The organism is Ferrimonas pelagia (assembly GCF_039543565.1).
Lineage (GTDB): Bacteria > Pseudomonadota > Gammaproteobacteria > Enterobacterales > Shewanellaceae > Ferrimonas > Ferrimonas pelagia.
The window spans coordinates 1-12,426 of sequence record NZ_BAABJZ010000098.1 but is presented as its reverse complement, the minus strand read 5'-3'; the positions used below and the strand labels follow the sequence as shown (position 1 = coordinate 12,426).

The window sequence follows — 12,426 nt, the reverse complement described above, 5'->3', positions numbered from 1 at the left end:
CGTGTCTATTGGGCGTACCGCCCTTCCGTCTGCGAACGTAACACGGAGCCAGACTCAAATTAACCCGAGAGACACATTTGATTACATTGCGGTGAGCAATTGCGCGCCGACCACGCCAAGTCCGGCGGTGACACTCAGCCCCAGTGCAGCGCGGCCTCCACCGACCTGGTAACCCGGATGGGTTCGGCGCAACTTAAGCGCCATGGCAGCCGGCAATACCACCATCAGGATCACCAAGGGGATCGCCGCAAAGCCCAACACCGCGACGAACCCTTCCGGCAGGTAGATGGCCAGTAATAAGGGCGGCACAAACGTCAGCACCCAGGTCTGACCGCGCCCGCACCAAGAGCGATCCCGACGACACAGCTCCGCCAGATACTCAAACAGGCTCAGGGTCACGCCGATAAAGGAGGTCAGCAGCGCCAGATCGGCAAACAGGGTCAGGATCTGGCCAAACCCGCGCTGGCCCGACGCCGCCGACAGCAGGGCGATCAATTCCGTCAGTCCATCGCCTTGCAGCAGGCCTTGCTGCGCCTCTGGTGCCGTGGTTCCCAGCGCCGCCAGCAACCACAAGGCGTAGCACAGCAGCGGCAGTGCCGAGCCGAGCAGAAACACCCGACGCAGCGCCCGGATCTCGCCATCGAGGTAGCGCACCAGCGGCGGAATGCCCGCATGAAAGCCAAATGAGGTGATCATCACCGGGATCGCCGCGATCAGCGCGCCCTGTCCCTGCGCGCGACTGGCCAGATCGGCCACCAGATTGACCGCGCTGATCTGCGGCAACAAGGCCAAAAGGATCGCCAGAAGGGCCAACAGTTTGAGTGCGAACAACAGCCGGATAGCGCCATCAATACCGCGCACACCCCAGGCCACCACGCCACCGAACAGCAGGGCAAACAAGCACGCCGACTGAGCCGCGCTGAGACTCAGCCAACTCGCCAGCTTTAGCGTCAACAAGGAGGCGCCGCCCGACAGGTAAGCCGCCGTCAAAGCATACAGCAGCGCCAACATGGCAAACAGGGCGATCCCCTGGCCGACACGGCCGAGCACTTGGCCAGTCATGCCGTGCAGATTGGTGCCCGCCCCCACCTTGAGGTTGACCTCGAGCATCAGCAAAGCACTGTAACCGGATAACAGCCACAGGGCGGTCATCATCCCGAGGGCGGGCCAAAAGCCAATGGCAGCGGTGGCGATGGGCAGAGCAAGCATGCCTGCCCCAATCGAGGTGCCCGCCACAATCAGGGTGGCACCGAAAACTTTATTGAGATCCATAGTCGTCTTTCGTTAATTAGGCTAACGGATGACGTCGGGACGGGGGATTGGGGAAGAGGAGAGAGAGTTGGTTGCGCGTCCGCCACCACACCACTTGCCAATTGATCCGCGACCTTCGGTCGGTTCAATTAGCCCTAATGGCATCGTGGGTGATCCTCCAGCGCTTAGGCCGGCACGCTCAACGATGCCATTAGGACTGGCAATACTGAGCGTAATAATACGTTACGCTAAACATGGTTACTCTCTATCAAGACCCAAGCAGATTAAGCGACAGTGCTGCAGCACGACAAGCGATCTCGCTCACACATTTTGCGATTGCACCACGAAGGCGCATCCGTCGTGGCGGGTGACAGTGCTCTCGCTTGGCTGTTAGTCTGCTTAGGACGCATTAATGGAGGTTTCCCATGGCCAAGGTGGTACTGCTACACGGACTGTATATGCACGGCGCCATCATGTGGCCGCTGGCGCGCAAGCTTGAGCAGCGCGGCTGGCAGGCCGAGTGCCTCAGCTACAACAGCCTGGCGATCGATCCCGACGCTCTGTTTTCCCGGGTACTGGAAAGCATCCCAGCGCAACAACCGGCCTATCTGGTCGGGCACAGCTTGGGGGGCGTCATGCTCTACCATCTGGCCCACCGCCACCCGCTGCCGCCCGGCAGCCGGATCGTCACGCTTGGCAGCCCACTGCAGGGCGCCATGTTGGCCAAGAAGATGGCCGGTTGGAATCTGGCCGGACTGATGGGCAATGCCGCCGAGCACGGCTTACTGCAGGATGAAACCCTCCGCTGGCACAGCGAAACGGCACTGGGCAGCCTCGCTGGCAACACCGGCTTCGGCATGGGCACCCTGCTCGGCGCCGGTGGCGCAGACAGCGATGGAACCGTGCTGATCAGTGAAACCCAGATCGACGGCATGCAGGATCACATCACCCTCCCTGCGACCCACACCAGTATGCTGCTATCCGAACCGGTGGCGCAGCAAACCGACCACTTCCTGCGCCATGGTGCCTTTCAGCGATCGGCCTGCTCGTAGCTGTAGATCTTATGCAGATAATAGATATTGATCAGCACAATGAATCCGTTGACCAAGGCGACCGGATAGGCAGAGATCGCCAAACCATAGGCCACAAACAACGCGGCGCCGCACAGGTTCCACCAGCGCAGCTTTTTTATCTCGGACATCATCAGTGAGATGGCCACAAGAAGGGAGGCCGCATACCCGACCCATTCCCAAATGACGGCTGCTTCCATCGTCGACTCCTACTGTTGGACACCGACTAAGCCTAGCAGGGGATCAGGATCGCCCCCCTGCCATTGCCCCCATCGCACAGGCCCTGCCGCTCGTCGGCTGGCCAAAGATCATCAAGCAAGGAGAGCAGCGTGTGTTTAGTCGCGTTTCAATGGCAACCTGATCAACCCATCCCGCTCTGGCTACTGGCGAATCGGGATGAGTTCTATGCGCGCCCCAGCGAGCCCGCACACCGCTGGCCCGGCACCGTGCCGATCTTTGCCGGACGCGACCAGCAAGCGGGCGGCACTTGGATGGGGGTAGGAGCGGGCGGGCGCTGGGGACTGCTGACCAATTACCGCGAGGTGCCGGCGCAAACCGGTGGCCCCAGCCGGGGCGATCTGATCTGTCACTATCTGGCAGGCAATCAAGACGCACGAGGATATCTGCAGCAGTTGCAGCCGCGAGCCCAGCGCTACGCCGGCTTCAACCTGCTGCTGGGCGACAGCAATGGACTGTGTTATTTCAGCAATCGCCAAGGCCAGATCCACTCGCTTAGCCCCGGCGTGTATGGCTTGTGCAATCACCTGCTCGACACCCCTTGGCCCAAGGTGCAACGGCTCAAACAGGGCCTGCAACGGGGGCTGGCTCAAGGCGAGTCGTTATCGGCCCTGCTGGCCTTATTGCGCGATCCGCAACCGGCGCCCGATCACGCCCTGCCAGAGACCGGCGTCGGACTGACGCTGGAGCGCCAACTGTCGCCGATCTTTATCCACACCCCGCAATATGGCACTCGGCTCAGTACCCTTTGGCGGCAAGATCAGCAAGGGCAATGGGATTGGCTGGAGCAGGCGTTCGATGGCGATGGCGCCATGGGCGCCCCACGACACCATCGCCTCAGTGCCGACTTGGCCACCAGACTCGCGCCGTGCTGCCCTAGTTGAGTTGCTCCATGGTGGATTCAAAGTCCTTCATCACGGTAAACCACCAATCCATGGTGTCTTTGAGGTTATCGCTGGAGACCCCGCGGTACAGATTGACGGCCATCTCCACCGAGGGATCGCCGACCTCGTCCAAGTAGGCTTTACCAAAGCGGGTTTGTTGATTCCATAGATTGATGGTTTCCACCGCGATATCGCTATCGCCGCGCTGCCATGACGAGCTGAACAACACCTCGCGGCAGTTTTTACCCTGTTCACAGCTGTAAAACAGGACGCCGTAGGCCGTGCCGCGATGGCGGCCAACGATCATCGGATCCCCTTGTGGATCGGCGTCGACCACCGCGTAACCGTACGCCCGCAGCAGCTCGACCAAACGGTCGGGATCAGACGCATCCAACAAAGGCTCCGCCGCCCTAAGGGGCAGAGCCGAACACAAAGCTAAGACGGGCAACACCTTCTTGTACATAGTTATCCCCTTGATCTTAGAGTAAACATGGAGAAGTCCCCCACACCACCTCGATCTTGAAGATTAGTACAGAACGGACCGGTTCAACGGAATGCGGCGATCTCCTGTGCCGTCAACTCACGCCATTCGCCTGGCGCCAGCAGCTCGTCCAGCTCGACGGGGCCAACCGCTTCGCGATGCAAGCCCACGACCCGGTTACCCAGCGCTGCGAACATGCGCTTGACCTGGTGGTACTTGCCTTCATGAATGGTCAACAGCACCTCGGTCTCGCTGATCCGCTCCAGCTGCGCCGGCCGGGTCAGCCCGTCGCCATGCAGCTCAATGCCCTCAGCCAGGCGCGCCTCGGCGTCAGCCACCAACGGCTCCGCCAGCCAGGTGCGGTATCGCTTACTGCACTCGCGCCGAGGGGAGGTGATGTTGTGACACCAGGTGCCGTCTTCGGACAGCAGCACCAACCCGGTCGTGTCCGCATCCAAACGTCCAGCGATCCGCAGATCCTCCCGCTTGGGCAGCTCGATCAAATTCAACACCGAGGGATACAGCTCATCCACGTTGGAGCAGAGGAACTCCGCCGGTTTGTGCAGCATCAGGTAGCGGGTGCCGATAAGGCCCAAGGTCTGGCCGCGCCAGCTCACTTGCGCTTGCTGTGGCACCTTAAAGCTAGGATCTTTGATCACCACGCCATCGCAAGTCACTTGCCCAGCCTTCAGCTCTCGCTTGGCCAGGGTTCGAGTCAGTTCAGTTGAACTAGTGAGGTATTTATCCAGACGCATTGGCGCTCCCACAGTTAAGATCAGCCGGCATTATCCGGTTTTTCCCCGCCGTGGATAGACCTTTGTCGTGACAAGCGCCAAACCTGGCCACCGGCGAGCTCTCTATAGCTTAGAAAACCCAAGCCCAGTGGGCGCGTGACGTCGTGCGCCGGCGTTAACGAAAACGCAGGGTGATCAGAAATCCCGGCTGGGGCGCGCGCCCATTGCCGGCGTAGATCTCACCGCCGTGCGCCTGCATGATCTGCCGTGCCAGGCTCAGGCCGATCCCGGAGCCGCCGGGTTTGGTGGAGAAAAACGGCACAAACAGGTTCGCCTCCGCCTCTGGCGCCACCCCGATCCCATTATCCTGCAGTTGCACCACCACCCGGCTCTCCGCATCGCGCAACGCCGTCAGCGTGATCTTAGGTTCGGGTTGCCCCCTCACCGCCTCAATGGCATTGCGCAGCAGGTTGATCAGCAGCTGATCTAACAAGGTGCGATCCGCAGTCAGAACCAGCCCCTCGGCGATCTCAAGCTCGGTGTCGATCCCCGCTAACTCGCCCTGCATCAGGCCGACGCCCTCACTGAGCCAATCCGCCACATTCAGCCGCTCTTGTTCCGGTTTGGGCACCTGAGCCAGCTGTTGGTAGTCGTTGATAAAGCGGCCCAAAGCGCGGGCGCGACGCTCGACGGTGGCCAACGCCTGGGCCAGATCCTCGCGCTCTTCTCTATCCAGCGCCGCGTCTGCGGACACCAAGGCTTGCGCGCTGCCCGCCAGCGAGGCGATGGGGGTGATGGAGTTGCGGATCTCATGGGTCAGCACCCGCACCATCTGCTGCCAGGCCCGCTGCTCCTGCGCAGCCAACTCGGCGGCGATGCTCTGCAGGGTGATCACCCGCAGCGACTGCCCCTGGATCTGGCAGCGACTCAAGCACGCCAGCAGCGGCCGGTGCTGCCACTGCAGCAGGGCGCGGGGACTGGGCTCAGCCTCCCCCAGCCAGCGACGCAGCGGCGCAGCCTCCGCCGCCAATCCGGCCAGATCAGCCGGGCTGTGCCCTCCCAACAAGGTGAGCCAGGCCCGATTGTGGCGCACGATATTGCCCTGCTGATCCAGCACCAGTACGGCGAGATCCAGATGCTGCAGGATGGCATCGAGAAACAGCCGCTGCTGCTCCTCCTTGGCCTGATGCCCCTCGTTGCGCCGTTTCAGCCGCGCGATCTGGCGCTGCACCGACATATCGCCGATCTCCGTCAGCGGCAGATCGCCCGCCAGTGCGGCGGCCAGCCACTGCTCATGACGCTGCCGGCCCCGCCCCGCTCGGCGCTGCATCTGCCACAACAGCAACAGCCCCAACCCCAGCAACAGCACCAACGGCATGACGTACTCCGTCGTCAGGGCCAAGGCGACACTGGCGCCGATCAGGCCAACCAGCCCCAGCTGCTCCAGCAGCAACGTCCTATCCACACGCGCCTTGTTAGAGTCCATATTTTTCCATCCTGCGGTACAGCGCGGCCCGGGTCAGCCCCAGCGCCTTGGCCGCCCGGCTGATGTTGCCCTGATGGCCGTGCAAGGCCTTTTCGATCGCCAACTGCTCCAGCGCGGCCAGATCCAGGCTGTCCAGATCCACCCCGGCGTTGGCCTGAGCGCTTGCCGCCCCCGCCACAGCGCTCAGCTCCAGCAGCGCTAGGTTGAGCGCCCCGGTGCCGGAGAGGATCACCAGTCGCTCCATGGCGTGGGCCAGCTCCCGCACATTGCCCGGCCAAGGGTAAGTCCGCAATTGGTCGATATCGGCGGCAGTCAGTGCCCGCTCGGGTCGCCCGTACTGCTGCTGATAGAGGCGCAAAAAGTGCTCAGCCAACAGCGGGATATCCTCCTGACGCTGGCGCAGTGGCGGAAGTGCGATCACCACAGTGTTGATCCGATAGAGCAGATCCTGACGGAAGCTGCCTGCCGCCACCCGCGCGTTGAGATCGTCATTGGTGGCGCACACCAGCCGAATGTCGGTGTCGATCACGCGATTGGCGCCCACCGGCTGGATCTGGCGGTTTTGAATGGCGGTGAGCAGCTGGCTTTGCTGCGCCAACGGCAGGTTGCCCAGCTCATCGAGAAACAGGGTGCCGCCGCGGGCCGCTTCAAACCGCCCGGTGCGATCCGACTTGGCGTCGGTAAAGGCCCCTTTAACATGACCAAACAGCTCGGAGCCCATCAGGCTGTCACTCAGGGTGCCCATGTCGACGTTGACCATGGGGCCACCCGCGCGGGCGGACTGGGCGTGGATCGCGTCCGCCACCACCGCCTTGCCGGTGCCACTCTCGCCGAGGATCAGCACATTGGCCTCGGTCGGCGCCACCATCTCGATGGTCTCCATGACTCGTTGCATCGCGGGACTGTGTCCCAGCAACCGACTCTGCATTGGCGCCGTGGGACGGGCAGGGGTAACGGCATGTGTCTCGGATACGCCAGAGGCGGGATCGGCGCTTTGCAGCGTCGCCAGCAGCCGGTCATTGTCCCAAGGCTTGGTGACAAAGTCCGCTGCGCCGGCTTTCATCGCCCGCACCGCCAGCTCTAACTCGCCATAGGCGGTCATCATCACCACGGCGGTGGCCGGATGGTCGCGGCGCAACTGAGCCAGTAGGGCCATGCCCTCCTCGCCGCTGGCCTGATCACGACGGAAGTTCATATCCAGCAGCACCAAGTCAAAGCCCTGCTCGGCCATCAGCGGCCCCAGTCGGGCGGGATCGTCCGTGGTCTTGACCTGACTGAAATGGCGCTTAAGCACCATGCGGGCGGCGATCAGGATATCCGGATTGTCGTCCACCACCAGTACTTTGCTGGGGCTGGGCGAAAGGCGGCGACTCATGTTGGCGTCTCTAAACGGGCTCAGTGACCTCTATCTTAATGCAACATATTGAATTTCCAACTGTTCGAATTCGAACACCTAAGTGTTCAGTTGCGAACACCTCAACCTCGCCGCCAAACGCCCTCCGCCATACACCATTGTTTTAATTGGCATTTTAAAATTGGCACACTATTGGCAGTTCTTTAGACAGACGCCCGGCACACACTGGCCGAGCCCCAAAATGAACGATAAGGACATCGCCCCCATGGACACGCAGATCGCCCGACCTTCTCTGGCCCGTCGCTTTGCCAAGCCCGCCATCGCCGCAGCCATCGTGATCCTGGCCTTGGCCAGCGCCCGCGCCTTTCAAAACGCCCCCGGCGGCAAGCGCCTGACTTTGCCAGCCAACAGCGTGCAACTGGCGACAGTCAGCCAGGACAGCCTGGCCCAATCCATTTCATTGCGCGGTACCGTAGTGCCACGGCGCACCATCTACCTAGATGCCATCGAAGGGGGCCGGGTCGAGCAACGCCTGGTGGAGCCGGGGATCATGGTCACTCAGGGCCAGCCGCTGGTGGTGCTGTCCAACTCCAGCCTGCAACTGAACGTAATGAGTCGGGAAGCGGATGTGGCCGAGCAGCTCAATAACCTGTCCAACACCCGCATGGCGATGGACACCGAGCGACTCAATATCCGCACTCAGTTGCTGGAGATCGATCATCAGATCCGCACCCTGAGCCGGCAGATCCGCCAGTACGAACAACTCAAAGCGTCGGATTTTATCTCGACCGAAGCGATGGAACAGATCCGCGATTCGCTCACCTACTACCAGACTCGGCGCGAGCTGGTGCTGGCCAAACAATCCCAGGATAAAGCGCTGCGCGAACAACAGATCCGCCAATTGGAGGAGAGCACGCAGATGCTCACCGCCAATCTCCAGATCGCCCGCCAGAACCTGGAGGGGCTAACCATCACCGCGCCCGCCGACGGCTTTCTCAGTTCACTCGAGGCGGAGCAAGGCGAGTCAAAAAGCCGCGGTGCGCGCTTAGGCCAGCTGGATCTGTCCGGTGACTTCAAGCTCAGCGCCCTAGTGGATGAGTTTTACCTGAGCCAGATCGCCACCGGCATGGGCGCCTGGGTCGAGATCGATGGCCAACGGCGCGAACTGGTGGTGAGCAAGATCTCCGGCCGGATCAGCAACAGTCAGTTTGAGATCGAGCTGGATTTTGTCGATGACAGCGCCGAGCAGGGTCTGCGCCGCGGCCAGACCCTATCGCTAGTCCTGATGATGGAAAGCGAAAGCTCCCACGCCCTCGTGCTGCCCAAAGGGGCCTTCACCCACCACACCGGCGGCCACTGGATCTTCGTTCTGGACGCCAATGGCAAAACCGCCACGCGCCGGGAGATCCGCCTCGGTCGGCAGAGCGGCAGTCACCTAGAAGTGCTCAGCGGACTGCAATCCGGCGACCAGGTGGTGATCTCCAGCTATCAGAACCTGCAAGATATTCAACAACTTCAACTTAGCCAGTAAAGGAACGGACTCATGATCAAACTGGACAACCTAAGCCGTCAATTTCGCACCGACAGCGTGCTGACCACCGCGCTCAACGGCATCAACCTGACCGTAAACCAAGGCGAGTTTGTCGCCATCATGGGGCCTTCGGGCTGCGGCAAATCCACCCTGCTCAATGTGCTGGGCATGCTGGACAGCCCCACCTCAGGAGCCTACTGGTTTGCGCAGAAGGACATCGCCAACGACAGCGAGAAAGCCCTGGCCAAACTGCGCAAACAAAACCTGGGTTTCGTGTTTCAAAGCTTTAATCTCATCGACGAGCTGACCGTCTATCAGAACGTCGAGCTGCCGCTGCTGTATCAAAACGTGCCCGGCCGCGAGCGCAAGCAGCGGGTCGAAGCCATCTTGGCGCAGATGCAGATCGCCCATCGGCGCGATCATCTGCCGCAGCAACTGTCCGGCGGTCAGCAGCAGCGGGTCGCCGTGGCCCGCGCGCTGATCATCCAGCCGGCCTTGATCCTCGCCGATGAGCCCACCGGCAATCTCGACTCACAAAACAGTGAGGCGGTGATGAACCTGTTGTGCGAGCTCAACCGCGCCGGCACCACCATCATCATGGTGACTCACTCAGACGAGGACGCCAGCTACGCCAGCCGCACCGTGCGCATGCGCGATGGCCAGATCGTCGCCGACACGCCAGCCGAGGTGAAGCAATATGCCTAATGCGACCCTCTCCATACTCAAGAATTACCTGACCACGGCAGTTCGCGCGCTGCTGAAACAAAAGCTGCATACTGGATTGAATCTGCTGGGGTTGTCTCTGGGGCTGACAGCAGCGCTGCTTATCGCCTTATGGGTGCGCTTTGAGCTGAGTTACGACCGCTTTCATCCCAATGTGGACAACTCCTATCGATTGGTGGTGAGCGATCCCCAAAGTGGTAAACGCAGTGCCAACTTCAGCGGGCCGGTGGCCGAGTTCTTACGTCAGCAGTCAGAGCTTAAGCACCTGCTGGCCATGCACCACTTTGGCAGCGCCCTGCAACGCGATAGCGAACGCTTTTTCGCGAGAGACTACTTTGTTGTTGATGAGTCGTTGTTATCGCTGTTTGCGATCACGGCGTTGCATGGCGATCTCCAGCAAACCTTTGATGAACCCAATCAGGTGGCTTTGTCACAACGTCAGGCCAATCGATTGTTTGGGGCGGAGCAAGTGGTGGGGGAAACCCTGTTGTGGGGCAACACCCCCTTGACGGTATCCGCGGTATTCGCCGATCTACCGGACAACACCCACTTGCCACTGCAAGGCTTTATCGGCTTTGAGACCTGGTGGCCACGTAATGGTCATGTCCTAGAGTCCCAGGACAACCAAAACCTCAACCTCTACCTGCAAACACCGAGTGGCACTGACGCCAAACAACTGGCTGAACTGCTCACCGAAAAGCTATACGATTTTGCTGGCCCGCAAGAGCCCAGTTTTACCCTGGAACTGCAACCCATCACCGATATCCACCTGCACTCCAATACGCCCTTTCCTCTGAAATCCGGCGGATCGGCCCAGGCGGTCTATACCGCCATCGGCCTTTCGCTGTGCGTGTTGCTGATCGCCACCTTTAACTTCGTGAACCTAAGCACCGCTCGTGCTGGCCTACGAGCCAAAGAGGTGGGCGTGCGCAAAGCCCTGGGTGCCAACCGTCGTCAGTTGATCAGCCAGTTTCTGTTTGAAGCACTGTTACTGACCGCAACGGCGGCTCTGTTGGCGTGCGTCTGGGCAGAGCTGGCGCTGCCCCATTTCAATCGTCTGATGAACAGCGCGCTGGATATCCACTACCTGGGCGATGTCGGCCCCCTTCTGCTCACCATGGTCTTAGCCGTCGGCTTGCTGGCTGGTGCCTACCCGGCACTGTATTTATCGTCGTTCAATAGCGCTCGCGTGCTGTCGGGCGATCTCACCTCCGGACACGGCGCACTGCGCACCCGCCGTTTGCTGATCGGCCTGCAAAGCGCCATCAGTATCGGCCTGATCGTCGCCAGCTTCGGTGTGATCGCCCAGCTTCTGCTGCTGCAAAGCCAACCCTTGGGTTACAGCAAGGAGCAACGTTTGGTGATCCGCGATCTGCCCAACGGACTGCTGCGAAGCGCAGATAACTTTGGCCGTGTATTGCACACCACCGAACTGGTATCTCATTGGACCTTGATGGACAAAGATCCGACACGGCAATTCAATATGCGCCGCTCAGCCAACAGTAATGGTGAGCAGATCGACGGCATCATCATGAAGATGGGCTACGACGATCTTGCCGCTGCCTTAGGCCTGGAACTGATCGCCGGGCGGGATTTCTCGGCCGAGTTTCGCGGCGATCGCTACGATCCCGATGCCAAGACCGTGGGCATTATCCTTAACCGCCAGGCCGCCTTAGCGGCAGGCTTTGCCGAGCCCCAAGACGCCCTTCATCAGGTGTGGCAGTTGGGTGAGCTTACCGGCACCATCGTGGGTGTGGTCGAAGACTACAAGGCTGGGCCAGATCTTGATGACACCATTCCGCTGTTTTTTACCCATAGCCACAGTGCTCTGGGCAGCGTTGATGCCGTGGTGCAACTGAAAGAAGCCATTTCACCGCAACAGCTGTCCGAATTGCGCCGCACCCTCCAGCGCCCGCTGCCAGCAGGATTTGATCTGGACATTCGCTTTTTGGACGCCATCTACCAGGCCCAATTTGATCAGCAGCGACGTCAGTTTGTCTTGCTGCTGTCGATGACCGCAGTGGCCCTTACTCTCACCGTTATTGGCCTATTCGGCCTGGCCGCTTTCAGCTGTGAGCGCCGCAGCAAGGAGATCGCCATGCGCAAGGTGCTCGGCAGCAGTTACGCCAGCATCGTCGCCTTGATCAACAAAGAGTTTGTCGCTCTGGTGGCGCTGGGCAGTTTGCTGGCCTGGCCCTTGGCCCATTGGGGCTTAAATCGGTGGCTGGAGCACTTCCTGCACCGAGTCGAGCTGGCGTGGTGGTGGTTCCCCGCGGCGACCGTCGTCGTACTGGCCATCACCGTCGCAACCGTCTCAGCACTGGCACTCAATACCGCTCGCCAGCGCCCGGCGCTGACGTTGCGGGATGAATAAAGCACGGCTAACCGTTTCGTCGGGCACGGTGAGCCGCGCAGCGGCGTAACCTGCCGCCAGAACGGTCGGCTATGAGGCCAAAGCCGGTGGCTTACGCTGCGAAGCCCCCTACGAAGCAAACGCGAATGCGGCGGAGTGTCGCCGCAATGCGGATAAACAACGGCGTTAACCTGAGCCCGACTCGGGTTAACGCCGCCTAAAAGAACAACAAGAACACAAATGTTCCTAACGCCGTATCAAGGAATAGATAGATGATTAAACTGGACAATCTAAGCCGTCAATTTCGCACCGACAGCGTGCT

Annotated in this window: 11 protein-coding genes; 5 read left to right on the top strand and 6 right to left on the bottom strand. The window is 60.8% G+C overall.

What is annotated here, in order from left to right; genetic code table 11:
- Positions 1 to 81: 81 nt before the first annotated feature.
- Positions 82 to 1,272, bottom strand: coding sequence for an aromatic amino acid transport family protein (locus ABEA08_RS16895; protein WP_345336553.1), 1,191 nt, complete (start codon positions 1,270 to 1,272; stop codon positions 82 to 84).
- A 404-nt stretch (positions 1,273 to 1,676) separates the two neighbouring features.
- Between ABEA08_RS16895 and ABEA08_RS16890 the strand changes: the two genes are divergently transcribed.
- Positions 1,677 to 2,303, top strand: coding sequence for an esterase/lipase family protein (locus tag ABEA08_RS16890; protein ID WP_345336552.1), 627 nt, complete (start codon positions 1,677 to 1,679; stop codon positions 2,301 to 2,303).
- Here ABEA08_RS16890 and ABEA08_RS16885 read toward each other — a convergent pair.
- Positions 2,282 to 2,521: a YgjV family protein gene (locus tag ABEA08_RS16885; protein ID WP_345336551.1), complete on the bottom strand. Its 240-nt coding sequence runs from the start codon at positions 2,519 to 2,521 to the stop codon at positions 2,282 to 2,284. The genes ABEA08_RS16890 and ABEA08_RS16885 overlap by 22 nt on opposite strands.
- Before the next feature lie 129 nt (positions 2,522 to 2,650).
- Between ABEA08_RS16885 and ABEA08_RS16880 the strand changes: the two genes are divergently transcribed.
- Complete coding sequence (locus ABEA08_RS16880; RefSeq protein ID WP_345336550.1) at positions 2,651 to 3,442, top strand: NRDE family protein; 792 nt, start codon at positions 2,651 to 2,653, stop codon at positions 3,440 to 3,442.
- Here the strand turns inward: ABEA08_RS16880 and ABEA08_RS16875 are convergent.
- From ABEA08_RS16875 to ABEA08_RS16860, 4 genes are all read right to left on the bottom strand, one after another.
- Complete coding sequence (locus ABEA08_RS16875; RefSeq protein WP_345336549.1) at positions 3,435 to 3,905, bottom strand: YbjN domain-containing protein; 471 nt, start codon at positions 3,903 to 3,905, stop codon at positions 3,435 to 3,437. The genes ABEA08_RS16880 and ABEA08_RS16875 overlap by 8 nt on opposite strands.
- Positions 3,906 to 3,988: 83 nt before the next feature.
- Positions 3,989 to 4,678 carry a pseudouridine synthase gene (locus tag ABEA08_RS16870; RefSeq protein ID WP_345336548.1) on the bottom strand — a complete coding sequence of 230 codons (690 nt, stop codon included), beginning with the start codon at positions 4,676 to 4,678 and terminating at the stop codon, positions 3,989 to 3,991.
- 154 nt (positions 4,679 to 4,832) lie between these two features.
- Positions 4,833 to 6,143 (bottom strand): sensor histidine kinase, encoded by a 1,311-nt coding sequence (locus ABEA08_RS16865; RefSeq protein WP_345336547.1) that lies wholly within the window; start codon positions 6,141 to 6,143, stop codon positions 4,833 to 4,835.
- Complete coding sequence (locus ABEA08_RS16860) at positions 6,133 to 7,518, bottom strand: sigma-54-dependent transcriptional regulator (protein ID WP_345336546.1); 1,386 nt, start codon at positions 7,516 to 7,518, stop codon at positions 6,133 to 6,135. The genes ABEA08_RS16865 and ABEA08_RS16860 overlap by 11 nt, the downstream gene beginning before the upstream one ends.
- Before the next feature lie 220 nt (positions 7,519 to 7,738).
- Between ABEA08_RS16860 and ABEA08_RS16855 the strand changes: the two genes are divergently transcribed.
- From ABEA08_RS16855 to ABEA08_RS16845, 3 genes are read left to right on the top strand one after another with little or no spacing between them, the layout of a single operon-like run.
- Positions 7,739 to 9,028, top strand: coding sequence for an efflux RND transporter periplasmic adaptor subunit (locus ABEA08_RS16855; protein ID WP_345336545.1), 1,290 nt, complete (start codon positions 7,739 to 7,741; stop codon positions 9,026 to 9,028).
- A gap of 12 nt (positions 9,029 to 9,040) precedes the next feature.
- Positions 9,041 to 9,733 (top strand): ABC transporter ATP-binding protein, encoded by a 693-nt coding sequence (locus ABEA08_RS16850; RefSeq protein WP_345336544.1) that lies wholly within the window; start codon positions 9,041 to 9,043, stop codon positions 9,731 to 9,733.
- Entirely contained in the window at positions 9,726 to 12,125 is a 2,400-nt protein-coding gene (locus ABEA08_RS16845; protein WP_345336543.1) for an FtsX-like permease family protein, read from the top strand. Before ABEA08_RS16850 ends, ABEA08_RS16845 begins: the two co-directional genes overlap by 8 nt.
- The last annotated feature ends 301 nt before the right edge of the window (positions 12,126 to 12,426 follow it).